This window comes from Mesorhizobium terrae (genome assembly GCF_008727715.1).
In the GTDB taxonomy this organism is placed as follows: Bacteria; Pseudomonadota; Alphaproteobacteria; order Rhizobiales; family Rhizobiaceae; genus Mesorhizobium; species Mesorhizobium terrae.
On record NZ_CP044218.1, the window covers coordinates 4,276,070 to 4,301,877 of the forward strand.

A 25,808-nucleotide genomic window follows, 5' to 3' on the forward strand; every position below is an offset into this window, starting at 1 on the left:
CTCGATCCTCGCGCCGCATTCCTTTATTTCGCCGATGCGAACCCTGTGGGTGCCTGCCTCCCACTCGGCGCAAATCCCCGATCAACATTTCCGCCAGACCTGGCTTTAGGTGCTCCACTGTCCGCCCTTACTTTTCGCTCGGGTAACAGCAGCTTTTGGGGCTTGCAGCCTCATTGTCAAAGTCCGAACGGCGGTCGGCAGCCGTCGCATCGCAACCCGATACGACAAGCTGGCAGAAAATTACCTTGCGGCTCTCAAACGCGTCGCAATCCACATCTGGCTACGACGTAACGGGTCTACGTCCCAGGGTGCTTAGTCGCGCAGGATCATGCGGTTGCCGCGCATGTCGAAGCCCGACAGCGAGCCGATGAAGTTCATGCCGAGCAGGCTCTGTTCCAGCGCGCCGGGGGACGCGACCAGAACCGGCATGTCGCGTCGCACGATGCTGCCCAAAGCCAGTTCGTTGGTGCGCACGGCCGCGGCACTGGCGGTGCCGTTGGCGGTCGAAACACGCACCGTGTAATTCAATCCTTCCGGGTTGATGCCGGCGGCGCGCGCGTCCTCGGCGGTCAGCACCGTGGTGGTGGCGCCGGTGTCGACGATGGTGTTCACCGGTTTGCCGTTGACCAGGATGCGCGCCTGGAAATGGCCGCCGTCGCCCTTGTCCAGCGTCACCGTGGCGCGGCCGTCTTCCACGCCCAGCGCCAGCGGGCTGCCGGGGATCAGGCCGGCGGTGACGCGGCTGGCGATATCCTGCAATTCGTAGCGGTACTGGTAGCCGGCAACGAGCACCAGCGCGATGATCGCCCAGGCGCCGAGATTGCGCCCCGTGGTGCCGAGCGACCCGCCTGATTGCAGCAGGCCGGCACCGATGACGGCGACGAGGATGCCCAGCCAAACCAGCCGGCCGAAATCATAGTTGCCGACGCCGAAGGTGGTGCCGGCGGTGTCGTTGTAGATCAGCAGGCCGGCCGCGGCCGCGATGACGACGAGGATCAGGATGAGCCCGCGGTTCATGCCGTCAAAGCGCCTCACCACGCTCGCGCGCCATGCGGGTGCGCCGGGTTTCGCGCCGCGGCCGCCGCTCGACCGTCTCCAGACGGGCCGGCAGTTCCGCCATGACGGCGCGGCGCTTGTCCGGCGTCATATCGAGCCAGGCCGAGATTTCGTCGCGCGTGCGCCCGCAGCCGAAGCAATAGCCGGTCTTCATGTCGATCGAGCAGACAAGGATGCAGGGCGATTCGATGGCCGTCATGGGATTATCCTAGGGGCACGCTCCCACATGGTGCAACGAATGTGGCAATGCAAGTCTCTCGCTTTACGCCAAACCGGGTCGTTTTCATGGCCGCGCGGTTGTGCCGGGCGGGCGGGGCGGCTATTGCCGGCCGGCCCAAGCAGGAACTTGCCATGACCAGCGCATTGCCCTTCGACGATTTCCGCGAGCTGATCGCCAACCTGCCGCCGGCCGACGCGGCGGCTGGCGAGCGTGTGCGCGCCCTGTTCGCCAAGGCGGACAAGCCGGCGGGTTCGCTCGGCCGCATCGAGGATGTCGCGGCCTGGCTGGCCGCCTGGAGCGGCAAGGCGCCGCCGGCGGTCAACCGGCCGCTGGTCGCGGTCTTCGCCGGCAATCACGGCATCATGCGCCGGGGTGTGTCGCCACGCCCGGTGGCGGCAACGGCGAATGCCGTGGAACTGTGCGCCGCCGGCGGTGCGGCGGTGAACCAGGCCTGCATCGCCTATGATCTCGGCCTCAAGGTGTTCGACCTCGCGCTGCATATTCCGACCGGCGACATCACCGAAGAAGCGGCGCTGGACGAGCGCGGCTGCGCCGCCACCATGGCCTTCGGCATGGAAGCGACGGCCGGCGGCACCGATCTGCTTTGTCTCGGCGACATCGGCGTCGGCAATTCGACCGTGGCCGCCGCCCTTCTGGCCGCAGTGCTGGGTGGCAATGGTGCGGACTGGGTCGGACCGGGATCCGGCGCGGATGCCGCCATGCAGGCGCGAAAAGTGGCCGCCGTGGATGCGGCTTTGGCTTTTCACGGCTCGAACCTCAAGGACCCGTTGGAGGCTTTGCGGCGTGTCGGCGGGCGCGAGTTCGCGGCGCTGGCCGGCGCCATCCTGGCGGCGCGCGTCCAAAAGGTGCCCGTGCTGCTCGACGGCTTAGCCGCCATCGCTGCGGCGGCGGTTCTGCACGCGGCCAATCCGGCAGCGCTCGACCATTGCCTGCTTGCCGGTCTTTCGCCGGAACCAGCGCACAAGAAGGCGGCAGAACGGCTGGGGCTGAAGCCGCTTCTCGACCTCGGTGTCGGTCACGGCGAAGGTTACGGCGCGGCGCTGGCAGCCGGCCTGGTCAAGGCGGCGGCGTTGACCAGTTCCGGCATGGCGGCGGCGATCCGCAACTGAGCAAAGGCCGGCGCGCCACTTGGGACGCGGCTGGCCAGAACTCGCTACGACGGATTTCAGACCGCCTCGATCCTCGACAGGCATTCGATGGCGAGTTTCGTGCGGTCGCCGATGTGGCGTGCCTCGCGGACCTCGAGGTAAAGCGCGAATGGCACCTCGACACCGCCTTTCCCGGCAAAGCCGATCAGCCAGCCGGCGGTTGCCTTGTCGAGACCGTTCCTGTCATCGACGCCGACCAGGCCGCTCTTGACCCGGATCGCGCCTTCGCCTGCCTTGGTGACGGTCATCACATCGACCGCCAGATCCTGGCTGCGCCTGGAAACCGGTAGGGCGCGGCGTTGCAGGCGCTCCAGGAAGGCAATTTGCTCTACCGGGCTGACGCGCAGTTGTCCGCTCAACCAGAACCGGTCGATGCCGCCGCCGATGTCGCGATTGCCGTAGTCGAGAAGGTCCATATAGGCCTGCATGCGCTCAGTGCCGATGCGCCGCGCGATCTGCTGGTAGGCGGGCACTGCGGAGGCGGCGATGGCCGAACGCAGGGTCTGGTCCTTGTTCCAGTCGGGAAAGCTGCGCTCGACGCCGTCCCATGCGAGGATGTCCTTGTCGGGGTCGGATACGACGCCGGTCTCGAATGCGATGATCGAATGGGCGACCTTGAAGCTGGAGGCCGGCAGGCGGGGTTCGCGGATCAGATGCAGGTCGCTGCCCACCAGCCGGTCGCCCTGCAGGGCAACGAAAGCGCCGACGGTTCCGGCCTTGCCAAAAATTTCATTGAGGTCTGGGCGGATCTCCACCGCGGCCAGCGGCTGCTTTTCCACCGGCAGTCGACCCTCCTTGCCGTGGGCGGCGCGGGCATCTCGGGAGAAGTTGTTCATCTTGACGGCAGCGTAGATGGGAGCCGCGAGCAAACCGGCGGCGAGTAGCCGCCGGCGCGACAAAAATCGGGTCATTCGTGGTTTCCTTGCGGGTTGGTCGTGAAGAGACGAACGGCGCGCCCATGCGCGCCGGAGGGGACCTGTCTGCGTCTCTTGAAAGGAATTATGGGCGCGTGACCGCGCACGCACAAACGATCAATTCTGAGCTTTGACCCTAGAAAAATTATTGGCTCAGCGGCGCCGTCCGGCGGCGGCGATCTTGGTCGGCAGCGCCGGCAGCTTTTCCATCACCCGGGTGGGCGGGAAGATGGCGATCGCCTCGGTGCCTTCGCGCAGCTTGGAGTGTAGCTCAAACTCGCCGCCATGCATGGCCATCAGGCCCTGCACGATGGGCAGGCCGAGGCCGGTGCCCTGCTCGGCGCTCTTGATGGCAATGGAGCCCTGGCCGAAGGCGGAGAGCACGACGGGAATCTCGTCGGCCGGGATGCCGGGGCCGTTGTCCCTGATCGAGACATATTGGCCGCCGCCCGCCGTCCAGCCGACGCGCACGCGCACCTCGCCGCCGGTTGGCGTGAATTTGACGGCATTGGAGAGCAGGTTGAGCGTGATCTGGCGCACGGCGCGCTCGTCGGCGAACAGCCGCGGCAGCTGGCGCTCGAATTCCTCGATGATGCGGATATCCTTGTTGCGGGCCCTCAGCTCCATCATGTGGCAGCAGTCCTCGACGACCGCCAGAAGCGTCACCGGCTCCTCGTTGAGCTGATAGCGGCCGGCTTCAATGCGCGACAGGTCGAGGATCTCGTTGATGAGATCGAGCAGGTGGCGGCCGGAATCGTGAACGTCGCCTGCATAGGTCTTGTAGGTGTCGTTGCCCATCGGACCCAGCACCTCATTGGCCATCACCTCGGAGAAACCAAGGATGGCGTTGAGCGGCGTGCGCAATTCGTGGCTCATCGAGGCGAGAAAACGCGACTTGGCGAGGTTGGCCTCCTCGGCGCGGCGGCGTGCCTCGTCGGACATCGACTTGGCGGTCTCCAGTTCGGCGATCAGCGCATCCTTCTCCGTGCGGAACGACAGCAGCATCACCGAGGACCGGTGCAGATGGTGCGCCACATAAGCGAAGAAGGGCAGGGCGGCGACCAAGAGCGTCACCATGATCGGCTCGGCCGGCATCCAGCCATGCGAGCCGACATAGGCATAGACGGCGACGGGAATTGCAAAGGTGGCGAGAAGCGCGCCGCGCAGCGACGAAGCCATGATGGCGGTGGCGGCCATCGCCATCAAAAGGATGACGGCCTTGATAACCTGGAACTGGTCGAGCACGCAGCCGCCGCAGCCCAGCGTGGCGAAATAGGCCCAGCCGAGGCCGCTGAGGAAATGCGCGGCCAGGAATGCGTTACGGGTCGATGTTTGCCGGATGTCGGCGGCTTCGGTGCGGTTGACGCGGCGCGCGATGATGCCGAGGCCGGCATAGCAGCCCATGGTGGCGAGCGCCCACACCAGCGCCTCGGAATTCATGCCGGAAAGGACGCCGGCGATGGCAATGGTCAGCACCAGAAGCGGCACGACCGCCGCGCCGTTGACCATCGCGCGCGCGTGCAATTTCAAAAGTTCGCGGTCGAAATCGGGATTGCCGGCCTGCTGGGAAAGGCGGTCGCGCGTACGCCGCACAGCGCGCGCGACATCGCTGTTGCGATGCGGCTTGCTGCGGTCCACAATGTTCTTGTCCGCCGTGGTCGAGCTTAACAATGGCATGAAACTTCAATCGTCGCAGGCAGCGGCTCCAGACTGGACGCTAAGGCGAAATCATTAAGAGACTGTTTGCCATATGAGTCGAACATGGTCGCAAAGGCCTGGACGGCGGCATTTTCAGCCGCGTCCGCGCGGCCCGTGGCGCAAGCTGCTCGATTACGCGCTGGCCGTGATTTTGCTTGGTCTGCTGGCATTGGTGGCGGCGCGGCTCGACCGGGTGGCGACCAAGCAGGAAAGCGGCGCTGCCATCGTCAATGACGGCGACACGATCACGCTGGGCGCCGAGCGCATCCGCCTGCGTGGCATCGACGCGCCCGAATACATGCAGACCTGCAACAAGGACGGCGCCGACTATGCCTGCGGCAAGCTGGCGCGGCAGGCGCTGGTGAAGCTGATTGGCGGGCAACCGGTGTCCTGCCAGGGCTGGCAGCGCGATCGCTATGGCCGGATGCTGGGCGATTGCACGGCCGGCGGCGTCGACCTGAACGCGGCGCTGGTGAAGGCGGGCTGGGCGATCGCCTTTGGCGATTTCGAGCAGGAAGAGGCCGCCGCGCGTGGCGCCCGCGCCGGCGTGTGGGCCGGCAGTTTCCAGGAGCCGCGTGACTGGCGCCGTGCCCATGACGGCGCCAGCGAGCCGCAGCACGGGGCGCTCGCCAGCGTTGGCGATTGGCTGAGAGAAATGCTTCGCTTCTGGTGAACCCGCCTCTATGGTTGGCCGGGCAATTCAAACAATCCCGGGAGCCGGCGATGAAACTGTTCGATGGCGGACGCGCGCCCAACCCGCGCCGGGTGCGCATCTTCCTGGCCGAGAAGGGCCTGAGCGTGCCGCTGACGCCGGTCGACATGGGCGCGATGGAACATAGGAACGAGGCGGTGACATCGCGCAACCCGCTGCGGCGGCTGCCGGTGCTGGAACTGGACGACGGCACCGTGCTTACTGAGACGGTCGCCATCTGCCGCTATTTCGAGGAATTGCATCCGGAGCCGGCACTGTTCGGTACAGGCGCGCTCGGCAAGGCGCTGGTCGAGATGTGGCAGCGGCGCATGGAGTTCAATCTGTTCCTGCCGGTTGCGCAGGCCTTTCGCCATATCCACCCGGCCATGAAGGAATGGGAGGTGCCGCAAATCCCCGAATGGGGCGAGGCCAACAAGCCGAAAGCGGTCGAGTTCCTGCACATTCTGGACAAGGAACTGGCGAGCCGCGAATTCATCGCCGGCGACAGTTACACCATCGCCGACATCACCGGGCTGGTGGCGGTGGATTTCATGAAACCGGCCCGTATCCAGATGCCGGAAGACTGCACGCATGTGCGGCGCTGGCATCAGGCCGTTTCCAGCCGGCCAAGCGCCGCCGCCTGAGGCAGGGTCTATGCTCAGCACCGAACTGGAGCGCCTGACCGAGGCGGTGCGCGCCTGCCGCATCTGCGTGGACGCGCCGCTTGGAAAGCCGTTGCCGCACGAGCCGCGCCCGGTGTTGATACCGTCGTCGTCGGCGCGCATCATGCTCGCCGGCCAGGCGCCGGGCACCAAGGTGCATCTTTCCGGATTGCCGTTCACCGACGCTTCCGGCGACCGACTGCGTACCTGGCTGGGCGTCACGTCGGAAGAATTCTACGACGCCGACAAATTCGCCATCGTGCCGATGGGTTTTTGCTTCCCCGGCCAGGATGCCAAGGGCGCCGACCTGCCGCCGCGCAAGGAATGCGCGCCGGCCTGGCGGGCGCCGCTGATGGCGCTGATGCCGCAGATCGAGATCGTGCTGACCATCGGCATCTATGCGCAGGGCTGGCACATGGGCACGGCCCGCCGGGGATCGCTGACCGAGACGGTACGGGATTGGCGCGCCGTCTGGGACAGTCGTTCTGGCCCGAAAGTGCTGCCACTGCCACATCCTTCCTGGCGCAACACTGGCTGGCTGAAGCAGAATCCCTGGTTCGAAATAGAGTTGCTGCCTTTCCTGAGATCGGAAATACGCTCTCGAATTAACCCCGGATGACGCAAATTATCACTCGTTTTGTTGCGATGCGGCAGAATTCCTTTCTTGTTTGTGACGGAAATAAGAGGGAATATGGGGAAATATTTTCCCTGGGAGCCGAAAATGGATCGTCTCGATAGAAAAATCCTCCGCCTGTTGCAGGAGGACGCAACGCTGGCGGTCGCGGACGTTGCCAAGAAGGTCGGGCTCTCGACGACGCCCTGCTGGCGCCGTATCCAGAAGCTCGAGGAAGAGGGCGTCATCCAGCGCCGTGTCGCGGTGCTGGACCCTGAAAAGATCAACGCCCGGGTGACGGTGTTCGTCTCGATCCGTACCAATTCGCACAGCCATGAATGGCTGCGGCGTTTTTCGGAAGTGATCCAGGAGTTTGCGGAGGTGGTCGAGTTCTACCGCATGAGCGGCGACGTCGACTATCTTCTGCGTGTGGTGGTGCCCGATATCGCCGCCTACGACGCCTTCTACAAGCGGCTGATCGCCAAGATCGAGATCCGCGACGTGTCTTCGGTGTTTGCGATGGAGCAGATCAAGTTCACCACCGAAATGCCGCTCGACTACATGATCCTGGATCGCGAGTCCGGATCCAACGCGGCCTGAGGCGTCTAACCGTTCTGTGACTCGGCGTCGCGCGAAAGCGCGACGTTGAGCAAGCCGGTCTAGCTGCGCCTGGCCAGCCTCTCCAGCGTCTTCGGATTGGTCAATTCGCGCACGGCGTCCTTGCCGATCCAGCGTGCGGTCTTGTCGGGAGAAGCGGCCAGCTTCTCGGCCGTGGCAAGTGCCGGGCCATGCAGCGCCATCCGGCGCTTGCCGATCTCGCGCAGGGCCCAGTTGACGGCCTTCTTGACGAAGTTGCGGGGATCTCCCGCATGCGCCTCGATCAACGGCAGAAAAGCCTCGAAGGTGGCGTCCGGCTCCTTCTTGCGGTGCACCGACGCCCAGGCAATCATCGCGAAAGCGGCGCGGCGAACGAATTCGCGCTCGTCGGCCGCGAATTCGGCGATCAGCGGCTGCCAGTGGTCGGTGTCGACGAACAGGCTGGTAACGCCGTCGACAACATCCCAGGAATCGAAAGTCTCGGCCCAAGCCCTTGCGTCATCTATGGAAAAGCGCTTCGGGTCGACAGTTGAGCAGGCAATGAACTGCGCTTCGACGATACCGCTTTCCCATAGCTCGAAAGCCCGCTCGTGATTGCGTTTGATCTTCCTGGCAATGTCGCGCTGGGGACCGTGCGGAATACCGAGCGACCGCTCGATCCTGATGCCGAAACGCTGCATGCCCTGGCGTTTTTCCTCCGAGGCGAGCGTATGCAGATGAGCGAGGATTTCGGCTGCGGTCGAGGCGGGAGAAAGAGGATCTGTCATGGCTTTCCCGGATAAGCTTTTCAAAGGGGCTTCGATGGGTCGAAGGTAATCGTCATCTCTTTCCAGCTGTCGTATGGCGCCAATTCAACCAGTTTCGGAAAAGGCGAGCATTTCCGGATGGCCCGTATCGCGCTTTGAACAAGGGCCGCGCGTTTCTTGTCCTGTGGCGTCGCGACGATCCGAGGGGGGCCGACAACCGTGCCGTTGTCGTCGAGTTGGATGCGGACGGTTGCCTCGTGGCCGGCCAGTTCCGGCGTTTCCCGGACCAGTCCCTTGCGGTCGAGTTTCAGCCGAATGATGACGGCACCGATGCCGGAAGCATCGGCGGGAACAATCCAGCAGCGCACTATTTGACCGCGGACATAGTCGGCCGCGGTCTTCTGCGGGTCAGCGCCGGCGGGACCGGATGCGATGAGGAGCGCCGACAGCAGGAACGGCGCCCGGCGCATGCTATTTCTCCAGGCGGGCAAGCAGCGAGGAGGTGTCCCAGCGGCTGCCGCCCATCGCCTGCACATCCTTGTAGAACTGGTCGACCAGTGCGGTGACCGGCAGGCGCGCGCCATTGTTGTCCGCTTCGGCCAGGCAGATGCCCAGATCCTTGCGCATCCAGTCCACGGCGAAGCCGAAATCATATTTGCCGGCATTCATCGTCTTGTGGCGGTTTTCCATCTGCCAGGAACCGGCCGCCCCCTTGGAGATGACCTCGACGACCTTTTCGATGTCGAGCCCGGCCTTCTTGCCGAAGTGGATGCCTTCGGCGAGGCCCTGGACCAGGCCGGCGATACAGATCTGGTTGATCATCTTGGTGAGCTGGCCGGCACCGGCCGGACCCATCAGCCCGACCATGCGCGCGAAGGCGGAAATGACCGGGCTGGCCCGCTCGAAAACATCCTCGGCGCCGCCGACCATGACGGTGAGCACGCCGTTTTCGGCACCGGCCTGGCCGCCCGAAACCGGCGCGTCGAGGAAGGAAAAGCCGCGCTTCTCGGCTTCGGCGGCGAGCTCACGCGCGACTTCGGCGGACGCCGTCGTATTGTCGATGAAGACGGAGCCCTTCTTCATGGCATGGAAGGCGCCGTCGGGCCCGATGGTGATGGAACGCAGGTCGTCGTCGTTGCCGACGCAGGAAAAGACGAAGTCCTTGCCTTCGGCGGCCTGTCTCGGGGTGAGGGCGACATTGCCGCCATGCTGGGCGGCCCACTTCTCGGCCTTGGCGGTGGTGCGGTTATAGACGGTGACGTCGTGGCCGCCCTTGTTCTTCAGGTGCCCGGCCATCGGATAGCCCATCACGCCGAGACCCAGATATGCCACCGCTGCCATGCCGAAAATCCCTTCAAATCGCTGCGGCGGCAGTCTTAGCGCATCGGCCCGAAAATCGGAATCGATTTTCGGTAAGCACGATGCGCAGCTTCAAAGTGCTGGAGCGTCCTTTGCGCGTCCGAATGGACGCGCGGCGCTCTAGCCGATTGCGGCGCGCTTGGGCAATTCATGGCTTGGTCCAGCCGGCAAACGCGGCCGGGTCAGCGATGCAGATGGCGGGTGATGCGCCGCTCGATCCATTCGATGCAATGCCGCAGCGCCTCGACCATGATGAGATAGAAGATGGCCGCCCAGATATAGGCCTGGAAGTCGAAGGTGCGCGAATAGGTCAGGCGGGTGATGCCCATCAGGTCGTAGACGGTGATGATGGCGACGATGGCCGAACCCTTGATCATCAGGATGACTTCGTTGCCATAGGGGCGCAGCGCCACGATCAGAGCCTGCGGCAGGATGATCTTGCGCAGCGTCTGCAGCTTGTGCAGCCCCAGCGAAGACGCGCCTTCCCACTGGCCCTTTGGCACGCTTTCGATGGCGCCGCGCAGGATTTCGGCCTGATAGGCGGCGGTGTTCAGCGAAAAGGCGAAGATCGCGCAGTTGAAAGCATCGCGGAAGAAACTCCACAGTCCGACCATCTCAAGCTGCGGACGGAAGGAGCCGAGACCGTAATAGATAAGGAAGGTCTGGGCGAGCAGCGGCGTGCCGCGGAAGAAATAGACATAGGCGTAGGCGAAGCCAGAGAGGATCGGGTTCTTCGACATGCGCGCATAGGTGATCGGAATGGACAGCAGCGCGCCAAGGACGATCGATATCGCGACCAGGGTCAGCGTGACTTCGATGCCCGACAGATAGCTCGGCCCGTATTTCTTGATCAGCTCCGGGTTCCATGACGCGACAAGGAACCAGACGAGACCGAGGCCAAGCAGCGCCCATAGCGCCAGGAGCACATGGCCGGTGATGCGGGCCTTGGTCCAGCCGGGCGCCGGCTCCGCCGGTTTTTCGACGATGGCTGTTGCGGTGCTCATCGATTTGCCTCCCGGCGACCGACGGCGCGCTCAATGGCGTTGATGCCGAAGGAGGAGATGATGGCGAGCACGAGATAGATCAGCGCCGCATAACCGAAGAACAGGAAGGCGTGCTTGGTGACACGCGCGGCGACGCCTGCCTGGCGCAGAATGTCGGGGAGGCCGACGGCGGACACCAGCGCGGTGTCCTTGAGCAGGATCAGCCACAGATTGGCGAGGCCGGGCAGGGCGATACGGATCAATTGTGGCAGCACCACGAGACGCATGGTCTGGCCGCTGGTGAGGCCTACCGCGAAACCGCCTTCATACTGCCCCTTGGGAATGGCGCGGAAGGCGGAGAGGAAAACTTCGCTGGCGTAAGACGAGAAGACGACGCCGAGCGCGATCATGCCGGAGACGAAGGCGTTCACCTCGACGGTGCCGGTGGGGTCGAACAACTGGACCAGCTTCTGCAGCGCGATCTGGGCGCCGAAGAAGACCAGGAACAGGGTCAACAGTTCCGGCAGGCCGCGGAAGATGGTGGTGTAGACATTGCCGGCCAGCCGCAGCGACGGGTCCTTGGATTGTTTGGCCAGGGCAATGAGGAAGCCGATGACGAGACCGACGGGCAAGGTAGCCGCCGCAAGCGAGATCGTGATCAGAACGCCATAGGCGATTTGTTTGGACCAGCCATCTGGTCCCCAGCTAAGAAGCGTCCATACGCTTTCCATGCGCCCGCCTGTCCCCATCCTCGTTAGACATGCCGTGTTCGTCCCCATGACACGGCTTGATCTGGCAAGAAAGGCGGGAAATTCCCGCCTTTCGCCGTTTCAACAATAAGTCTTAGGATTCCGAACCGTAGACGTCGAACTTGAAGTACTTGGCGTTGATTTCCTTGTATTTGCCATTGGCGCGGATGGCCTTGATGGCGGCGTTCAGCTTGTCCTTGAGTTCGGTGTCGCCCTTGCGCACGGCGATGCCGGCGCCTTCGCCGAAGATTTCGGGGGGCTGTGGCGAGGGCTGGCCGAGCAGCTTGCAGCAGGCGCCATCCGGCGTCGCCAGCCACTGGCTGAGCACCACAATGTCGTCCTCGACCGCGTCGAGGCGGCCATTGGCGAGGTCGAGCTGATACTCCTGCGCGGTCGGGTAAGGCTTCACCGTCGAATCGGTATAGGTCTTCGAGGCGTAGTTGAAATGGGTGGTCGAGGACTGCACGCCGACCGACTTGCCGGCGAGATCTGCCTTAGCCACGCCCTTGACCGTGCTGTCCTTCGGCACCGCGAGGGCCGAGGGCGTGTTGTAGTACTTGTTGGAGAAGTCGACCTTTTCCTTGCGTTCCGGGGTGATCGACATGGAGGCGACGATGGCGTCGAACTTGCCGGCCTGCAGCGCCGGGATGATGCCATCCCAGTCCTGGGCGATGAATTCGCACTTCACCTTCATCTCGTCGCAGAGCGCCTGGGCGATGTCGATGTCGAAACCGACGAGCTTGCCGTCGGAGGTGAGGTTGTTGAAGGGGGGGTAGGCGCCTTCGGTGCCGATCTTGACGACCTTCTCCTGGGCCTGGGCTGCGCCAAGGGCCAGCACCATGGCCGACGTGGCGAGCGCGATACGCATTGCAATACGCATGATGATCCTCTCTGTTGGTCTCGGCCGTTCTGACAACGGCTCGTTGGGGCGAGTTTCTTATCGCCCGCTGGCCGGATAGTGGAACTTTTTCGCAAGTGAAAGCAACTGCAAAACCGCCGACAAAGCTTTTCAGCCTCGGCAAAATTACGTGAGTTTTAGGCATATCGCAGGGGAAGCTTGCCGGCCGGCGGACGTCTTTCAGGCGGCCAGACCCGTCTGCCGTTCGACGAAGTCGGCTATCGCGGCGACGTCGTTCAAATCGAAGACAGGCAGCGTCTCGCCGGCTTGCGGATGGTCGGCGGCGACGGCGACGATGCTGGGGTCCGACGGCGCCAGCGGTGCGCAGTCCTTGGCCTCCAGCCGGCGCGCCTCGATCTTCAGATGGCTTTCGCGCTTGTAGCCTTCGACGATGACGATGTCGGCCGGCGCCAGCCTCGCCAGTATATCGGAAAGCTTCGGCTCGTCCTCGCCGCGCAATTCGTGCATCAACGCCCAGCGCCGCCCCGAAACGATGGCGACTTCGGTGGCGCCGGCCTGGCGATGGCGGAACGAATCGGCGCCTTCCTTGTCGATGTCGAATTCGTGGTGGGCGTGCTTGACGGTGGAGACGCGCCGGCCGCGCCGCACCAGTTCGGCTACAAGCTTCTCGGTCAGGGTCGTCTTGCCGGAATTCTTCCAGCCGGTGATGCCGAAGACGCGGTTGTTCATGCCGGAAGCTCTTGCAGGATACGCTCCGCCTCCACGAGGTCGGCGGGTGTGTTGATGTTGAAGAACGGGTCGAGCGTGCCGTGGCGCAACGGCGCCAGCGGGAATTCGACCTCGACGAAGCGGTGGCGTTCGATGAAGGACAGCACTCGCCGGTTGCCTTCCTCGACCAGGAAATGCCGCAGCGGCTCGCGCAGCGCCAGCGGCCACAGTGCAAAGGTCGGGTGCGGCCGGCCGGACGAGCGCGCCATGGCAATGGTTCCGGCCTCCGCGGCGGCTTCGCTCAGGCCGACGACCAAGGTTTCGGGGAAGAACGGCGTGTCAGCGGCGACGGTGACGATCGCGCGGCAGTTGGTCTCGGCCGCCGCCCATTCCAGGCCGGTCAGCACGCCGGCGAGGGGGCCCGGAAAACCGGCGACGCTGTCGGGCAGGATGGGAGCGTCGAAATCCGCGAAGCGGGCCGGGTCGCCATTGGCGTTGAGGGCGAAGCGGCCGACCTGGGGCTTGAGCCGCGCCGTGACGCGCTCGAGCACGGAGTGGCGGGCGAGCGGCAACAGGCCCTTGTCGCCGCCGCCCATGCGGCTCGACAGGCCTCCGGCCAGGATAACGCCCGCAATCTCCGCATTCATCGTATCGATCTCCCCTGCCGCGGCGGACTGCATTCCAGCCGCCACCCGCCTTCAGCCTATATGCCGTCCGGCTCCATGGCCGGTCCAGTGCTTTCGGCGGCAATGCGGTGCTTGCCGGCGACACGCTCGCGATAGAGCGTGTAGAGGCCGGAGGCGACGACGATGGCCGAACCGGCCAGCATGGTCGCATCGGGAACATCGCCGAAGACGAGGAGACCGAGCAGCAGCGACCACAGCAGCGCCGTGTAGCGATAGGGGGCGATGAAGGAGATGTCGCCGGCGCGCATCGACAGGATGACGAACTGATAGCCGATCAGCAACAGGCCGGCGGCAAGCACGAGCAACACAAGATCTGCCGTCGTCATCGGCGTCCAGCCACCCATGGGGGCAAGCAGGACGCCGCCGAGCAGGGTGATGACGACCGCCGTGGAGGTGGAGACCAGCATGGTCGGGATCTCGACCGGGATCTTGCGGGTGACGAGGTCGCGCACGGCGCAGCAGGCGACGCTGGCCAGCGCCAGTAGCGAATAGACGCTGAAACCCTCGAAACCCGGGCGCACGACAACCAGCACGCCGAGAAAGCCGATCAGGATGGCGAGCCAGCGGCGCCAGCCGACGCCCTCGCCGAAGACCAGGGCAGCGCCCATGGTGACGGCGAGCGGCAGCGCCTGCATCACCGCCGAGACATTGGCGAGCGGCAGGTGGACGAGTGCGAGGAGAAAACTCACCGTGCCGCCGGCCTCGGCCAGCGCGCGCAGGGCAACCAGCGGGTGCAGCACCAGATGCGGAGCGGCGAGCGCGCCGCGCCGCCAGGCCAGCACCGCGATCAGTGCGGAAGCGAAGACGCCGCGCACCAGCATGACCTGCGCCATGTTCATCGAGGCCGAGGCGTGTTTGGTGATGGCGTCGTTGAAGGCAAAGCCGACCATCGCCACAACCATGTAGAGCGCGCCACGGAGGTTGGGCGAGAGAGGCAAGGGCGTTTCCTGTCAGGCGTTCGAGCAAAGCCGTACCACCGACGCGCGAAACTGCAACGGTCAAGCGCTGGGCCAGCACCAGGAAGTTGTTCGGAAAACTCCGCTTCCGTGTCGGAATTGGTCGTCTTGGAGCGGTTCGGCCACGATCGGCCGATCAGCCCCCGGTGACGCTCATGTGGCGGGCCACGGCCGGCCGGCTGCTGCGGCGGTCGATGATGAAATCGTGGCCCTTCGGCTTGCGGCCGATCGCCTCGTCGATGGCATTCGAAACCAGCTCGTTGCCCTCGGAAGCGCGCAGCGGCGCGCGCAGGTCGGCGGCATCCTCCTGGCCTAGGCACATATAAAGCGTGCCGGTGCAGGTCAGCCGGACGCGGTTGCAGCTTTCGCAGAAATTATGCGTCATCGGCGTGATGAAGCCGAGCCGGCCGCCGGTTTCGGCGACCTCGACATAACGTGCCGGGCCGCCGGTCTTGTAGGCAATGTCGTTGAGCGTGAAGCTGCGCTCCAGTTCTGCGCGCACCAGCGACAATGGCAGATACTGGTCGGTGCGGTCAGCCTCGATCTCGCCCATCGGCATGGTCTCGATCAGCGTCAGGTCCATGCCGCGGCCATGCGCCCAACGCAGCATCTGCGGTATCTCTACGTCGTTGAAGCCCTTCAGCGCGACCGCGTTCAGCTTGACTTCGAGGCCGGCGGCCTGGGCGGCATCGATGCCGGCCATCACCTTGTCGAGATGACCCCAGCGCGTGATGGAATGGAACTTGTCGGCATCGAGCGTGTCCAGCGACACGTTGATGCGCCGCACGCCGCAATCGGCCAATTCGCCGGCGAAACGGGCAAGCTGCGAGCCGTTGGTGGTCAGGGTCAGTTCTTCGAGGGCGCCGCTCTTCAGATGGCGCGACAGTTCGCGCACCAGGTGCATGATGTTCTTGCGCACCAGCGGCTCGCCGCCGGTCAGGCGCAGCTTGCGCACGCCCTTCTCGATGAAGACGGTGCAGAGCCGGTCGAGTTCTTCCAGCGTCAGAAGGTCTTTCTTCGGCAGGAAGGCCATGTCCTCGGCCATGCAGTAGACGCAACGGAAATCGCAGCGGTCGGTGACCGACACGCGCAGATAGCTGATGGTGCGACCGAACGGGTCGATCATGTTCATGCGGCAGTTCCGTTACTCGGAGCCGAAGCGCGGCCCGCTATAACCATCTATGTGATACGAAGTTGCTTGTCGTTCAAGATCGCCGATCTTGGCTTTTCGTCCGATGCGGGGAACGACACAATGTGTCGAATGCGCGAAACAGCTTTCCCAAGAGCGGTCATGCGGCGTAGGAAGGCGAATTATCGCAAAGGAAGTCACGATGTCGGCACCAAAGGAATTGAGGGTCTCGAAGGACCGCAGGCTGCTGACGGTGACTTTTCCGGACCACCGGCCGTTTGAACTGCCGGCCGAACTGCTGCGGGTGCTGTCGCCGTCGGCCGAGGTGCAGGGCCATTCGCCAGAGCAACGGGTGACGGTGCCCGGCAAGCGCGACGTGGCCATCCTCAAGATCGAGCCGGTTGGCAATTATGCGGTGCGCATCACTTTCGACGATTTCCACGACACCGGCATCTTCACCTGGAACTACCTGCATACGCTGGGCCACGAAATGGACAGCCGGTGGCAGGGGTATCTGGACGAATTGTCGGAAAAGGGACTGAGCCGGGATCGTTAGAGCGCCGCGCGTCCATTCGGACGCGCAAAGGACGCTCTAACACTTTGAATTTGCGCATCGTGCTTACCGAAAATCGATTCCGATTTTCGGGCCGATGCGTTAGCCGGGCTTCGTCGTCAAACTGTTACATGGTTGCGTTAGCCGGCGGGCAGCAAGGATGAGGGCGATGTCGAAAATAGAGACCGTCGAACAACTCGAAGCGCTTTACGGGCTTCCCGGCGAGGCTTCGCTGGTGAAGGAACTCGACCATATCATTCCCGAATACGCCGCCTTCATCGAAGCCTCGCCCTTCGTGGCGCTGGCCACTGTCGGGCCGGAGGGGTTGGATTGTTCGCCGCGCGGTGACCTCGCCGGCTTCGTGCGCATCCATGATGCAAGAACGCTGATGATGCCTGACCGGCGCGGCAACAATCGCGCCGATTCGCTGAAGAACATCATCCGCGACCCGCGCGTCGCCCTGCTGTTCCTGGTGCCGGGCTCGGGCACCACGCTGCGCGTCAACGGCCGCGCTGAAATATCCATCGATCCCGAACTGTGCGCGTCGTTCACGGTCGAAGGAAAACCTGCACGGTCGGTGACGGTGGTCGCGGTCGAAAAGGTCTATTTCCAGTGCGCCCGCGCCATTCACCGCTCGGAATTGTGGAACCCGGAAAAACACGTCGACCCGAAAAGCCTGCCGACCCCCGGCCAGATCCTCGAAGTGACCAGCCGCAAGGGCATCGACGGCGAGACCTACGACAAGGAATGGCCGGAGCGGGCTAAGAAGTCGATGTGGTGAGGCTTTGCCGGGCCGCGCTGCGATAGCAGGCGCTGCTATTCCACCTTCATGGCTTCGGTGATGCGCTGCATCATGGCGCCCATGCGGTCGCATTCGGCCGGCGACGACTGCGACATCACCTGTTCGATCAGTCCGTTGTAGATCGCCAGGGCCTCCATCAGCAGCGCCTCGCCGCTGTCGGTGAGGGTGAGCCGCATCACCCGCTTGTCCTTGGCATCGTTCTCGCGTTGGACCAGGCCGCGCGTTTCCAGTTGCGGCAACAGCATGGTGATGTTGGAGCGTCCCACCAGCAATTTGCGAGCGAGATCGTGCTGCGACATGCCGGGATGCCGGTAGAGGTTCATCAGCATGTCGAGCTGCGCCAGCTTCAGATCCAGCGGCTGCAGCGCCTTGGTCAGCGCCGCCACCACGGCCTTTTCGGCGCGCACCAGAGCGATCCAGTTGCGGAATCGCGGATTGTCCCAAGGCAAGTCTTGTTTTTTGTTCATTCTTGAACTAACATGTTCATCATTGAACTAATATGGTGGATCGCCACTATGGCATCATTTGGTTTGAAGGTCATCCGGGGCATGTTCGGCGTTGGTGAGCGTATCGCGCCCGGTTTCGCGGGCCGTATCGCCTTCCAATTGTTCTGCCGCACGCCAAACGTCAATAAGCCGACTGACAATGAGCGCCGCGCTGTCGAACGCGCGGCCGATTTCATGGCCGAGGCACGCCATCATCGGCTGAAGACCAAGGCAGGCTGCGTCGCCGTGCACGAATTTCGCCCGGAGCCAGGCAAGGCGGCGCGTGGGACGGTTCTCGTCATCCATGGCTGGCGCTCGCGCACCGAATATATGCGCGCGCTCATCGAAGGATTTTTGCGCGACGGCTACAGGGTGGTCTCGCTCGATCTGCCGGGGCACGGCGCTTCCAGCGGCCGCAGGCTCAACATGATCAATGCCGTCGAGGCGACACGGTTGGCCGGCGACTGGTTTGGCCCTTTCGTCGCCACCGTCGGCCATTCCTTCGGCGGCGCCGTGGCGACCAACGCGGCCGTCGGCTCGGTCAAGGGGTTCCTGCCGGTCGGCACCGACAGGCTGGTGCTGATCGCGGCTCCTTGCTCGATCCCGGACCTGTTCGCCGAGTTCAGCCGCATGCTCAATGTCGGTCCGCGCTCGCAGCGGGTCATGGCCGGCGAGGTGGAGAGGCTTTCCGGGCGACCGCTCTCGGAATTCCAGGGCGACCGGCAACTGGCCACGACGCCGCTGCCGACGCTGGTTATCCACGCGCCGGACGATCGCGAGGTTTCGATGCGCCACGCCGAACTTTACGCCAGCGCTGGCGACCATGTCCGGCTGCACCGGGCGGAAGGGCTCGGCCACCGCCGCATCCTCGCCGATCCCGGCGTGGTGCAGAGGTCGATCGCTTTCGCGGCTGAGCGCGTCAAACCCGAATTGGTGCACTAAGCTCGAACAGGCCGGCTCTATTTCTTGGCTTCGGCCAGTTCGACCGGCAGGCCGGCGTCTTTCCATGCGGTGAAGCCGCCCAATATGTGCTTGACCGGCGCCAGGCCCATATCCTGCGCGGTCTTGGTGGCGAGCGCCGAGCGCCAGCCGCCGGCACAGAAGAAGACGAAGCTCTTGCCCGAGGCGAAATAGGGCTTGTGATAGGGGCTTTCCGGATCGATCCAGAATTCCAGCATGCCACGCGGGCAATGCTTGGCGCCAGGGATGCGGCCGTTCTGCTCGACCTCGCGCGGGTCGCGCAGATCGACGAAGATGGTGCCGTCGTCCTCGAGCAACGCCGCCGCCTGATCGGGCGACACCGCCTCGATCTCGGCATTGGCCTCGTCCAGCATCTGGCGAAAGCCCTTCTTCACGGCATTCCTCCGCAGGTCTTCTGTCAATTTCGAAACATCGTTGCGGGGATTTCCAGCATACGGCAGCGCGTTTGTCACGCGTGGCGATCGCCCTTGGCCCGTGCTTTCTCGACCAGGGGCTGGAAGGCCGCCATGGCGCAATCCGCAACCGCCGCCAGTTCCTCACGCGAGGCGCCGTCGCGCGCGATAATCGACATGCCGTGCTGGGCGGTGGCGTAGAACAGCGCCGCCGCTTCGCAGTCAAATCCCGCCGGCAGATCGCCTACGGCGACGCTGCGCAGGAAGCGTCCGCGCAAGGCATCGACATTGGCGGCGCGCCGGCGGCGCAGGTCGGTGCAGATCGCGCCGGAGGTGGAATCTCGGTGCAGCGCGCTCAGCGCGATGAGGCAGCCCTGCGGGCAATCCGTGCGCGAATAGGCGTCGACCGTCGCGCCAAGGAAGCCGGCCATGGCGGCCCGCGCCGTCGGGGCGCTCTCGATCGCTTGCCATATCTCGGTGCCGACCACCTTGTTGTAGTGGTCGGTGGCCTCGAGAAAGAGCGCTTCCTTGCTGCCGAAGGCGGCGTAGAGGCTGGGCGAATTGATGCCCATCGCCGTGGTCAGGTCGCTCAGCGACGCGCCTTCGTAACCTTTCGTCCAGAACACCTCCATCGCCCGCCCGAGGGCGGCGGTGCGATCGAAACTGCGTGGACGTCCGCGGTCGGCCATGGGGTCTTCCTTTCTGTGTTGATCAATACATAAATGTCTTGACGGCGCTGCGCAACATCGCCAGATGTTTATGTATCGATTGATACAGAAAGGAATATCGATGACTTCCACCAATTTGCAGGGCAAGGCAGCGCTAGTGACCGGCGGCAGCAGGGGCATCGGCGCGGCGATCGCCCGCAGGCTTGCGGCCGAAGGCGCGGACGTGGCGATTACTTATGTCAACGGCGCCGACAAGGCCGAAGCCGTGGTCAAGGAGATCAAGGCGAGTGGGCGTCGCGCCGTCGCGATCAAGGCCGACAATCGCGACGCCGAGGCGGTCGAACGTTCGGTCAAGGAAGCGGCCGGCGCGCTCGGCCGGCTGGATATCCTGGTCAACAGCGCCGGCATCTGGCGCGCGGCTCCGGTGGGCGAGCTTTCGCTTGCCGATTTCGACGAAACGATCGAGGTCAATCTGCGGGCGCCGTTCGTTGCCTCCAAGGCTGCTGCGGCGCTGATGGGCGAGGGTGGCTCGATCATTTCGATTTCATCCAACCTGGCCGACCGCGTGTCGGACCCGGGGCTTGCCGCCTATTCGGCGAGCAAGGCGGGGCTGGTCGGGCTCACCAAGGCGCTGGCGCGCGATCTCGGGTCCCGTGGCATCACCGCCAACATCGTCAATCCCGGATCGACCAACACCGATATGAACCCTGCCAACGGGCCACATGCCGAACACCAGCGCCAGAAGATGGCAACGCCGCGCTTCGGCGATGCCTCGGAAATCGCCAGCCTGGTCGCCTGGCTTGCCGGTCCGGAAAGCCGTTTCGTCACCGGCTCGGCCTTCACCATAGACGGCGGCGCCAACATCTGAGGCAACCGTTCCGGGCCTGATTTCGTTGATAGCGGGGTAGGGATGGATTCCCGCCCCGCTGGCCAGTTCCCACAGGACCATTCTGCAACAGTGTGAGTGGTTTCATGGAGGCTTAACCAAAAGGGTGTGAAACGTTATCATCCTGCCATAGAACCGCCACGCCTGTGACCAGAGCATCCGCGGCGGAATTCGGGGCCCAGGAACGGGCTGGAGAGGGTGGTTCATGAAATCGCTGGGTAAGAAAACCGTGCTGCTTTCGATCGCGGCTTTGACCGCGACGCTGGCGCTCGGGGCCCCACAGGCCAGTGCCGACGGGCTGTTCGACATGTTGTTCGGCGGCAGTGGCGGCAGGCCGGGCCAGTCGCCCTCCATGCGCGGCGGCGACGATTATTTCGGCGACACCTATGGGCGTGGCGAGCCGCGCAAACAGGTTCGGCGCGGCGAGTTTCCACCACCGCCCGGCACACGCAAGCAGGCGGCGATCGCCAAGATCACCGGGCCGACCTACAATACCTACAAGGCCGATCCGCTGGTCCGGGTCGATTTTTCGTCGCTGTCGGCAGCGCCGCAGAAGGTGGCGTTCGAGCCGGGACAGACCGACGGCGCGTTCCGCGATGCTCTTGCCGGGCTGGTGGGCTACGACCTTCTTGCCGAATCGGCCAATGCCAAGGCGCTTGTCGCCTATTACGCCGCCAATCCGGGCTTCATCTGGGTGACCGGAACCGAGGTCAACGAGCGCGCCAAGCAGGCGCTGCGCGTGCTGGGCGAAGCGGCGAGCTACGGGCTTGCCCCGTCGGACTACACGGTCGAGGTGCCGGTTGCGACCGTCACCGATCCGGCAGCCCGCACGAAGGAGATGATCCGCTTCGAAATGGCACTGTCGGCGCGCGTGCTGCGCTACATCGACGATGCCCAGGACGGCCGCATCGATCCCAACAAAATCTCCGGCTACTATGATTTCCCGGCGAAGCCGTTCGACCGCGAGGCCGCGTTGAAGGCGCTTGCCCATACCCAGGAGACGGCCACCTATCTGGAATCGCGCCATCCGCAGAATCCCGAATACCAGGCGCTGCGTGTCGAACTCGAAACGCTGAAGGCCAGCGAAGAGAACCAGATCGTCGTCGATCCCAAGCTGAAGCTCAAGCCTGGCGAGACCAGCCCGGAGCTACCCAAGCTGTTGTCGCTGATCGCCCGCGACCTCGATGACGAGATGGGCGGCGCATATGGCGAGGTGCTGGCGAGGCTCGGCACCAGCGAGACCTATGGCCAGGAACTCGTGCCTGTCATCAAGGCGGCGCAGAAGAAGGCAGGCCAGAAGGGCGACGGCGTCATCGGGCCGCGCACAGTGGCGGCTCTCGCCGGTTCGTCCAAGGCCGACCGCATCGCCAAGGTGCAATACGCGCTGGAGGAATTGCGCTGGCATCCATCCGATCTGGGCAGCCCGCGCGTGTTCATCAATCAGCCTGCCTACACGGCCAGCTATATCGATGGCGGCGTGGAGAAGCTGAAGACGCGCACCGTCATCGGCAAGGTCACCAACCAGACCAGCTTCTTCTTCGATGAGATCAAGCAGGTCGACTACAATCCCTATTGGGGCGTGCCGCAGTCGATCCTGGTCAACGAGATGCTGCCGAGGCTGAGGCGCGATCCGGGCTATCTCGACCGGGCCGGCTATGAGGTAACGGACGCGCGCGGCAAACGCATTCCCTCCAACGCGGTCGACTGGGGCGCATACGGTTCGAAGATCCCCTACAATGTGCGCCAGCAGCCGAGCGAGGCCAATGCGCTGGGCGAACTGAAGATCCTGTTCCCCAACAAGCACGCCATCTACATGCACGACACGCCGCAAAAGGCATTTTTCCAGCGCGACATGCGGGCACTGAGCCATGGCTGCGTGCGCCTCCAGGACCCGCGCGGCATGGCCGCCGCGGTGCTCGACACCTCGGTCGACTACATTGCCGACAAGCTGGCGCAGGGCCATTCCTCGCAGCAGGTGACGCGCAAGATTCCGGTCTATGTCGCCTATTTCACCGCCTGGCCCGACATGTCCGGCAAGGTCGAATATTTCGACGACGTCTACGGTCGCGACGACCGCTTGCGGCAGGCGCTGGAAGCAGTCGCCGCGGTGCGCAGCCCGTCGAGCTGACGCAAGCGCCCAACAGGCGCTTGCCCATCACTCCGGCCAGCGTGATGACGCTAGTCCGCCTTCAGCGGCTGCGGGGTGTCGATGCGGCGGGACCAGTCTTCGGTCTGGCCCGACGACAGCCGGGCGGCGGCGAGGCGGCGCCAATTGTCCGGCAGGCCGGGCAGGGCGGCGAGACCGGCGAGTGCTGCCCGGTTCATGCGGTCGTGGTAGAGAAGGTGCGATACCCTGGCCACCGACCAGTCGGGATGTCGCCTCTTAATCAGCCGGCCGTGGTCGCCGGCGGCGATGATGCCTGGTTCTGACACCCGGAAATACCAGCCGCTGCGCCCCGTATCCTGCACGCGGCGTGCCATGTCAGGCAGATCGAAGCGCAGGTTGAGCTTCCAGCAGGGCTGGCGGCCCTGGCTGACCTCCAGCAGCGCGCCACCGACGCGCCAGAGGTCTCCGAGGCAGAGATCGGCTTCGGTTATCCCGTCCAAGACCAGGTTCTCGCCAAAGGCGCCGGGGCTGAAGCGCGCGGCGCGATGCGGCAGTTCGGCTGCCCAGTCCGGCATGTGCGAAACCGCATAGGCGTGGATCGCCTTGTCGGGGCCGCCGTGACGTTTGCGGTCGCCCTGTTGGTCGCCGTCAAGTCCGAGTTTTTCCGCCCGAACCGGCCCGTCGACCTTGTGCTTGTCGATGGCACTCAGCGCGCCATCCGGGCCAAACGGCACCGCTTGCCCGATGCGCAGTTCGGTCACATGGAAGGTGGTCATGCTGGGCAGTGTCCTCGGCAAAATGAGCAGGTCGCTGCGATATCCGCCCTTATCTGGGGTTTGTCGTCAGCGGCCATCAAGGCGCCAGGCGATGCAAAGGACTGACCCATGGCTTGGGTGGCCGGGGGCGGTCAAATCGTATCGAGCGATGTCCAGCCTTCACCACCAGCCCATCTCGTGGCCTGCCACGGCGATGGCGATCAGGATGCCGGCAAGGTGAAGCAGCCACTCATAGCGCATCGCTACCTGTTAGCGGTTTGGCCAAAGCGGCGATAGAGCGGGCCGCGACGATGGTCGTGCCGCCAGCCAACGTAGATGCGGCGGTTTCCGCCTGGCTTTCCATCAAAAAAACGACCCGGCCATGGGGGCCGGGTCGATGTCTGATGACGTCTTCACTTGGATAAAAAGAGCGAATGACTGGAGGTCAAACCTTTCACCCGCTAAACCAAAAGAGCCTCAGCCTTAGAAGTCGCGCTGGAAGCGGAGGATGCCGCCGACGCTGCTCTTCTTGTCGGTGGTGGTCCAGCTGCCGAGCCAGTCGGCGTCGCCGCGCTTGCCTTCGTTGAGGTAGTCAACTTCGGCCGTCACGGTGAAGCCCGGAACCATCTGGTAAGCCACGTTCGCGGCTACGCCGAGGTTCTTCTGCTCGTCATAAGACACCTGGGTGTTGAAGGTGGTCTTCTCGTTGAACTTGTACGAGCCACCGCCCCAGAATGCCCAGTTGCCGCCCCACGGCTTGTAGAAGCTGCGAGCCGCGTGGTCGTCCGTGCCGTAACCGCCCATGATGAAGAGCGAGATCTGGTCGGTGGCGTTCACGTCCAAGCGAACCTTGCCGGCCCACTCTTCCCAACTCGGATTGTAGGCAACGACACCGGTGATGCCGCCCCAGCCCTGGGTGTACTTGGCGCCGACCACGACGTTCGGGGCGTAGCTGTCGATGGTGTTGTCGACAATGCCGGGAACCCAGGCGCCGGTGCCATCCTTCACGAAGGTATTGTAGCTACCCGAACCCTGTTCGAGCGACACGATCGCCGAGAAGCCGTTGCCTGCGTCGAAAGTGTAGCTGATCAGATTGGTGTCGAATTCACCGTAAGGAACCAGCGTATCCTGGATGACGTTGCCGGCGTAACCCGAGAAGGTGTCGTAGGCCGATTCGTCCTTACCGACACGCAGGCCACCGAGCTGGATCCAGGCGAAATTCAGCGAAATGCCACGGTTGCGAGCATCGGCATTGCTGTTGTCGTTGCCGAAGTTGAAGCGGGTTTCGGTGTAGGTCTTCAGGGTGCCGAGCTCGGTCTCCTGACCGGTCCAGGTCTTCAGCGTGAAGCGGGTGTTCTTGTTCCAGGTGTTCTGTTGCTTGCCGGTGAGCACGTCGTTGGTACGCGCGCCGTCGAAGGTACCCCGGTCGCCAAGACCGGCATCGTAACGGATGTAACCGCCAATGCGCAGGCAGGTTTCAGTGCCCGGGATGTAGAAGTAGCCGGCGCCGTAAACGTCACAGATCTTGACGTATTCGGCCGGTTCCGGCTCGGCGACGACGACAGCGTCGGCGGCGCGTGCACCCGAGACTGCGAGCAGAGCCGCACCGGTGCTGAGAAGTAAAGTATGGATTTTCACTGAAATCCCCTGTCCGTGCCTTGGGATCGTCAAGTTCCCCCTGTCGCGATTGCAATCCTCGCCGGAAGTTCCCGATCCAAACAAGGCGAACTATGCCTAGATCATGGCCGCTATCGTTAGTAACAAAAAAGTGACTGGTCTGTAACATTCGGAATATTTACTAAGTATATCATTGGATATCGCATAATTGAAAAGTCATTGATTCCATTGTGTAATTGAGAAATTTATAATTTTACATTGATGGATGGCCCGGCGGAGTGACGGAGTGTTCGGCGCTGTTCAGCGCCGACATGATTGTCACGGTGTTGCAATAACGTCACGGATCGCAGCTCACCAGGCGCCGTTAGACGGCTTGGGCTGTTTCTGATCGAAAAGATGCTGCGCCCGCGTAATCTGGTCGGCGTTGTCGTGCGTCCAATGGTGGATAGCGTTGAGCAATGTCCGCACCGAACGCCCGAGGTCTGTCACGCTGTATTCGACGCCAGGAGGCGCGGTGTCGACCAGTCGCCGGCTGATCAGGCCGTTGCGTTCGAGCCGCCGCAAACTCTGTGTCAGCGTTTTCTGGGTGATGCCCACCAGTTGGCGCTTCAAGACATTGAAGCGTAAAGCGCTTTCGGCGCGGTAGATGGCCTGCAAAACCAGTATGGTCCATTTGTCGGCGAAAAGTTCGTGTACGACGCGGTCCTCGTCCTCGCTACGATCCGAGGTACTATTGATCATAATGCACTCCTGAAGGACCCCCGGTT

At 63.8% G+C, this 25,808-nt stretch carries 30 protein-coding genes; 10 read left to right on the plus strand and 20 right to left on the minus strand.

Features of this window, described 5'->3' with window-relative positions; translation table 11 throughout:
• Positions 1-312: 312 nt before the first annotated feature.
• Both FZF13_RS21805 and FZF13_RS21810 read right to left on the minus strand, forming a co-directional pair.
• Positions 313-1,017 (minus strand): TIGR02281 family clan AA aspartic protease, encoded by a 705-nt coding sequence (locus tag FZF13_RS21805; RefSeq protein WP_024925093.1) that lies wholly within the window; start codon positions 1,015-1,017, stop codon positions 313-315.
• 4 nt (positions 1,018-1,021) lie between these two features.
• Positions 1,022-1,255 (minus strand): DUF1289 domain-containing protein, encoded by a 234-nt coding sequence (locus tag FZF13_RS21810; protein WP_024925094.1) that lies wholly within the window; start codon positions 1,253-1,255, stop codon positions 1,022-1,024.
• A 152-nt stretch (positions 1,256-1,407) separates the two neighbouring features.
• Here FZF13_RS21810 and FZF13_RS21815 point away from each other — a divergent pair, with 152 nt between their 5' ends.
• Positions 1,408-2,406, plus strand: a complete 999-nt coding sequence (locus FZF13_RS21815) for a nicotinate-nucleotide--dimethylbenzimidazole phosphoribosyltransferase (RefSeq protein ID WP_024925095.1) — start codon at positions 1,408-1,410, stop codon at positions 2,404-2,406.
• A 56-nt stretch (positions 2,407-2,462) separates the two neighbouring features.
• Here FZF13_RS21815 and FZF13_RS21820 read toward each other — a convergent pair whose 3' ends face one another.
• Positions 2,463-3,356 carry a penicillin-binding transpeptidase domain-containing protein gene (locus FZF13_RS21820; RefSeq protein ID WP_024925096.1) on the minus strand — a complete coding sequence of 298 codons (894 nt, stop codon included), beginning with the start codon at positions 3,354-3,356 and terminating at the stop codon, positions 2,463-2,465.
• 156 nt (positions 3,357-3,512) lie between these two features.
• Positions 3,513-5,036, minus strand: a complete 1,524-nt coding sequence (locus FZF13_RS21825; protein WP_024925097.1) for a sensor histidine kinase — start codon at positions 5,034-5,036, stop codon at positions 3,513-3,515.
• Positions 5,037-5,109: 73 nt separating this feature from the next.
• Between FZF13_RS21825 and FZF13_RS21830 the strand changes: the two genes are divergently transcribed.
• The 4 genes from FZF13_RS21830 (at position 5,110) to FZF13_RS21845 (ending at position 7,623) form a co-directional block, all read left to right on the plus strand.
• Entirely contained in the window at positions 5,110-5,730 is a 621-nt protein-coding gene (locus FZF13_RS21830; protein ID WP_024925098.1) for a thermonuclease family protein, read from the plus strand.
• Between the two features lie 50 nt (positions 5,731-5,780).
• Positions 5,781-6,392, plus strand: a complete 612-nt coding sequence (locus FZF13_RS21835; RefSeq protein ID WP_024925099.1) for a glutathione S-transferase — start codon at positions 5,781-5,783, stop codon at positions 6,390-6,392.
• A 10-nt stretch (positions 6,393-6,402) separates the two neighbouring features.
• Positions 6,403-7,029, plus strand: a complete 627-nt coding sequence (locus FZF13_RS21840) for a uracil-DNA glycosylase family protein (protein ID WP_024925100.1) — start codon at positions 6,403-6,405, stop codon at positions 7,027-7,029.
• 102 nt (positions 7,030-7,131) lie between these two features.
• Positions 7,132-7,623, plus strand: a complete 492-nt coding sequence (locus FZF13_RS21845) for an Lrp/AsnC family transcriptional regulator (protein WP_024925101.1) — start codon at positions 7,132-7,134, stop codon at positions 7,621-7,623.
• Between the two features lie 59 nt (positions 7,624-7,682).
• Here FZF13_RS21845 and FZF13_RS21850 read toward each other — a convergent pair whose 3' ends face one another.
• The 10 genes from FZF13_RS21850 to moaA all read right to left on the minus strand — a co-directional run bounded on the left by FZF13_RS21850 (position 7,683) and on the right by moaA (position 15,798).
• A complete protein-coding gene (locus tag FZF13_RS21850) occupies positions 7,683-8,387 on the minus strand; it encodes a DNA alkylation repair protein (RefSeq protein ID WP_024925102.1) in 705 nt (234 codons plus the stop codon).
• 20 nt (positions 8,388-8,407) lie between these two features.
• On the minus strand, positions 8,408-8,836 hold the full coding sequence (locus FZF13_RS21855; protein ID WP_024925103.1) for a cell envelope integrity TolA family protein: 429 nt from the start codon (positions 8,834-8,836) through the stop codon (positions 8,408-8,410).
• Position 8,837: 1 nt separating this feature from the next.
• On the minus strand, positions 8,838-9,707 hold the full coding sequence (locus FZF13_RS21860) for an NAD(P)-dependent oxidoreductase (RefSeq protein WP_024925104.1): 870 nt from the start codon (positions 9,705-9,707) through the stop codon (positions 8,838-8,840).
• Between the two features lie 200 nt (positions 9,708-9,907).
• Positions 9,908-10,729: an ABC transporter permease gene (locus FZF13_RS21865; protein WP_024925105.1), complete on the minus strand. Its 822-nt coding sequence runs from the start codon at positions 10,727-10,729 to the stop codon at positions 9,908-9,910.
• The gene (locus FZF13_RS21870; protein WP_024925106.1) at positions 10,726-11,439 is read right to left on the minus strand and encodes an ABC transporter permease; all 714 of its coding nucleotides are present in this window, start codon (positions 11,437-11,439) and stop codon (positions 10,726-10,728) included. Before FZF13_RS21870 ends, FZF13_RS21865 begins: the two co-directional genes overlap by 4 nt.
• A gap of 112 nt (positions 11,440-11,551) precedes the next feature.
• Positions 11,552-12,337 carry an ABC transporter substrate-binding protein gene (locus FZF13_RS21875; protein WP_024925107.1) on the minus strand — a complete coding sequence of 262 codons (786 nt, stop codon included), beginning with the start codon at positions 12,335-12,337 and terminating at the stop codon, positions 11,552-11,554.
• 198 nt (positions 12,338-12,535) lie between these two features.
• Positions 12,536-13,045 (minus strand): molybdopterin-guanine dinucleotide biosynthesis protein B, encoded by a 510-nt coding sequence (mobB, locus tag FZF13_RS21880; protein ID WP_024925108.1) that lies wholly within the window; start codon positions 13,043-13,045, stop codon positions 12,536-12,538.
• Complete coding sequence (mobA, locus tag FZF13_RS21885) at positions 13,042-13,671, minus strand: molybdenum cofactor guanylyltransferase MobA (protein ID WP_024925109.1); 630 nt, start codon at positions 13,669-13,671, stop codon at positions 13,042-13,044. Before mobA ends, mobB begins: the two co-directional genes overlap by 4 nt.
• 56 nt (positions 13,672-13,727) lie before the next feature.
• Entirely contained in the window at positions 13,728-14,648 is a 921-nt protein-coding gene (locus tag FZF13_RS21890; RefSeq protein WP_024925110.1) for a DMT family transporter, read from the minus strand.
• Positions 14,649-14,802: 154 nt separating this feature from the next.
• Complete coding sequence (gene moaA, locus FZF13_RS21895; protein ID WP_024925111.1) at positions 14,803-15,798, minus strand: GTP 3',8-cyclase MoaA; 996 nt, start codon at positions 15,796-15,798, stop codon at positions 14,803-14,805.
• A gap of 199 nt (positions 15,799-15,997) precedes the next feature.
• Between moaA and FZF13_RS21900 the strand changes: the two genes are divergently transcribed.
• Positions 15,998-16,351 carry a gamma-butyrobetaine hydroxylase family protein gene (locus FZF13_RS21900; RefSeq protein ID WP_024925112.1) on the plus strand — a complete coding sequence of 118 codons (354 nt, stop codon included), beginning with the start codon at positions 15,998-16,000 and terminating at the stop codon, positions 16,349-16,351.
• Between the two features lie 166 nt (positions 16,352-16,517).
• Complete coding sequence (locus tag FZF13_RS21910) at positions 16,518-17,129, plus strand: pyridoxamine 5'-phosphate oxidase family protein (RefSeq protein WP_024925113.1); 612 nt, start codon at positions 16,518-16,520, stop codon at positions 17,127-17,129.
• A 35-nt stretch (positions 17,130-17,164) separates the two neighbouring features.
• Here FZF13_RS21910 and FZF13_RS21915 read toward each other — a convergent pair whose 3' ends face one another.
• A complete protein-coding gene (locus FZF13_RS21915) occupies positions 17,165-17,617 on the minus strand; it encodes a MarR family winged helix-turn-helix transcriptional regulator (RefSeq protein ID WP_024925114.1) in 453 nt (150 codons plus the stop codon).
• Positions 17,618-17,665: 48 nt separating this feature from the next.
• Here FZF13_RS21915 and FZF13_RS21920 point away from each other — a divergent pair, with 48 nt between their 5' ends.
• Positions 17,666-18,577, plus strand: a complete 912-nt coding sequence (locus FZF13_RS21920) for an alpha/beta hydrolase (protein ID WP_024925115.1) — start codon at positions 17,666-17,668, stop codon at positions 18,575-18,577.
• Between the two features lie 17 nt (positions 18,578-18,594).
• Here the strand turns inward: FZF13_RS21920 and FZF13_RS21925 are convergent, their stop codons facing one another.
• Both FZF13_RS21925 and FZF13_RS21930 read right to left on the minus strand, forming a co-directional pair.
• Positions 18,595-18,990, minus strand: a complete 396-nt coding sequence (locus FZF13_RS21925; RefSeq protein ID WP_024925116.1) for a rhodanese-like domain-containing protein — start codon at positions 18,988-18,990, stop codon at positions 18,595-18,597.
• Positions 18,991-19,064: 74 nt separating this feature from the next.
• Positions 19,065-19,697, minus strand: a complete 633-nt coding sequence (locus FZF13_RS21930; RefSeq protein ID WP_024925117.1) for a TetR/AcrR family transcriptional regulator — start codon at positions 19,695-19,697, stop codon at positions 19,065-19,067.
• 100 nt (positions 19,698-19,797) lie between these two features.
• Between FZF13_RS21930 and FZF13_RS21935 the strand changes: the two genes are divergently transcribed.
• Both FZF13_RS21935 and FZF13_RS21940 read left to right on the plus strand, forming a co-directional pair.
• The gene (locus tag FZF13_RS21935) at positions 19,798-20,544 is read left to right on the plus strand and encodes an SDR family NAD(P)-dependent oxidoreductase (protein WP_024925118.1); all 747 of its coding nucleotides are present in this window, start codon (positions 19,798-19,800) and stop codon (positions 20,542-20,544) included.
• Between the two features lie 223 nt (positions 20,545-20,767).
• The gene (locus FZF13_RS21940) at positions 20,768-22,690 is read left to right on the plus strand and encodes a L,D-transpeptidase family protein (protein WP_024925119.1); all 1,923 of its coding nucleotides are present in this window, start codon (positions 20,768-20,770) and stop codon (positions 22,688-22,690) included.
• Positions 22,691-22,740: 50 nt separating this feature from the next.
• Here FZF13_RS21940 and FZF13_RS21945 read toward each other — a convergent pair whose 3' ends face one another.
• The 3 genes from FZF13_RS21945 to FZF13_RS21955 form a co-directional block, all read right to left on the minus strand.
• Positions 22,741-23,445, minus strand: coding sequence for an MOSC domain-containing protein (locus tag FZF13_RS21945; protein ID WP_024925120.1), 705 nt, complete (start codon positions 23,443-23,445; stop codon positions 22,741-22,743).
• Positions 23,446-23,907: 462 nt separating this feature from the next.
• Positions 23,908-25,062: a porin gene (locus tag FZF13_RS21950; RefSeq protein ID WP_024927268.1), complete on the minus strand. Its 1,155-nt coding sequence runs from the start codon at positions 25,060-25,062 to the stop codon at positions 23,908-23,910.
• Between the two features lie 330 nt (positions 25,063-25,392).
• Entirely contained in the window at positions 25,393-25,782 is a 390-nt protein-coding gene (locus FZF13_RS21955) for a winged helix-turn-helix transcriptional regulator (protein ID WP_024925122.1), read from the minus strand.
• Positions 25,783-25,808 lie beyond the last annotated feature (26 nt).

Excerpts from the sequence above, each read along its gene's own strand:
- FZF13_RS21805 (WP_024925093.1), bottom strand. The coding sequence starts at position 1,017 with ATGAACCGCGGGCTCATCCTGATCCTCGTCGTCATCGCGGCCGCGGCC.
- FZF13_RS21810 (WP_024925094.1), bottom strand. The coding sequence starts at position 1,255 with ATGACGGCCATCGAATCGCCCTGCATCCTTGTCTGCTCGATCGACATG.
- FZF13_RS21815 (WP_024925095.1), top strand. The coding sequence starts at position 1,408 with ATGACCAGCGCATTGCCCTTCGACGATTTCCGCGAGCTGATCGCCAAC.
- FZF13_RS21820 (WP_024925096.1), bottom strand. The coding sequence starts at position 3,356 with ATGACCCGATTTTTGTCGCGCCGGCGGCTACTCGCCGCCGGTTTGCTC.
- FZF13_RS21825 (WP_024925097.1), bottom strand. The coding sequence starts at position 5,036 with ATGCCATTGTTAAGCTCGACCACGGCGGACAAGAACATTGTGGACCGC.
- FZF13_RS21830 (WP_024925098.1), top strand. The coding sequence starts at position 5,110 with ATGAGTCGAACATGGTCGCAAAGGCCTGGACGGCGGCATTTTCAGCCG.
- FZF13_RS21835 (WP_024925099.1), top strand. The coding sequence starts at position 5,781 with ATGAAACTGTTCGATGGCGGACGCGCGCCCAACCCGCGCCGGGTGCGC.
- FZF13_RS21840 (WP_024925100.1), top strand. The coding sequence starts at position 6,403 with ATGCTCAGCACCGAACTGGAGCGCCTGACCGAGGCGGTGCGCGCCTGC.
- FZF13_RS21845 (WP_024925101.1), top strand. The coding sequence starts at position 7,132 with ATGGATCGTCTCGATAGAAAAATCCTCCGCCTGTTGCAGGAGGACGCA.
- FZF13_RS21850 (WP_024925102.1), bottom strand. The coding sequence starts at position 8,387 with ATGACAGATCCTCTTTCTCCCGCCTCGACCGCAGCCGAAATCCTCGCT.
- FZF13_RS21855 (WP_024925103.1), bottom strand. The coding sequence starts at position 8,836 with ATGCGCCGGGCGCCGTTCCTGCTGTCGGCGCTCCTCATCGCATCCGGT.
- FZF13_RS21860 (WP_024925104.1), bottom strand. The coding sequence starts at position 9,707 with ATGGCAGCGGTGGCATATCTGGGTCTCGGCGTGATGGGCTATCCGATG.
- FZF13_RS21865 (WP_024925105.1), bottom strand. The coding sequence starts at position 10,729 with ATGAGCACCGCAACAGCCATCGTCGAAAAACCGGCGGAGCCGGCGCCC.
- FZF13_RS21870 (WP_024925106.1), bottom strand. The coding sequence starts at position 11,439 with ATGGAAAGCGTATGGACGCTTCTTAGCTGGGGACCAGATGGCTGGTCC.
- FZF13_RS21875 (WP_024925107.1), bottom strand. The coding sequence starts at position 12,337 with ATGCGTATTGCAATGCGTATCGCGCTCGCCACGTCGGCCATGGTGCTG.
- mobB (WP_024925108.1), bottom strand. The coding sequence starts at position 13,045 with ATGAACAACCGCGTCTTCGGCATCACCGGCTGGAAGAATTCCGGCAAG.
- mobA (WP_024925109.1), bottom strand. The coding sequence starts at position 13,671 with ATGAATGCGGAGATTGCGGGCGTTATCCTGGCCGGAGGCCTGTCGAGC.
- moaA (WP_024925111.1), bottom strand. The coding sequence starts at position 15,798 with ATGAACATGATCGACCCGTTCGGTCGCACCATCAGCTATCTGCGCGTG.
- FZF13_RS21900 (WP_024925112.1), top strand. The coding sequence starts at position 15,998 with ATGTCGGCACCAAAGGAATTGAGGGTCTCGAAGGACCGCAGGCTGCTG.
- FZF13_RS21910 (WP_024925113.1), top strand. The coding sequence starts at position 16,518 with ATGTCGAAAATAGAGACCGTCGAACAACTCGAAGCGCTTTACGGGCTT.
- FZF13_RS21915 (WP_024925114.1), bottom strand. The coding sequence starts at position 17,617 with ATGAACAAAAAACAAGACTTGCCTTGGGACAATCCGCGATTCCGCAAC.
- FZF13_RS21920 (WP_024925115.1), top strand. The coding sequence starts at position 17,666 with ATGGCATCATTTGGTTTGAAGGTCATCCGGGGCATGTTCGGCGTTGGT.
- FZF13_RS21930 (WP_024925117.1), bottom strand. The coding sequence starts at position 19,697 with ATGGCCGACCGCGGACGTCCACGCAGTTTCGATCGCACCGCCGCCCTC.
- FZF13_RS21935 (WP_024925118.1), top strand. The coding sequence starts at position 19,798 with ATGACTTCCACCAATTTGCAGGGCAAGGCAGCGCTAGTGACCGGCGGC.
- FZF13_RS21940 (WP_024925119.1), top strand. The coding sequence starts at position 20,768 with ATGAAATCGCTGGGTAAGAAAACCGTGCTGCTTTCGATCGCGGCTTTG.
- FZF13_RS21945 (WP_024925120.1), bottom strand. The coding sequence starts at position 23,445 with ATGACCACCTTCCATGTGACCGAACTGCGCATCGGGCAAGCGGTGCCG.
- FZF13_RS21955 (WP_024925122.1), bottom strand. The coding sequence starts at position 25,782 with ATGATCAATAGTACCTCGGATCGTAGCGAGGACGAGGACCGCGTCGTA.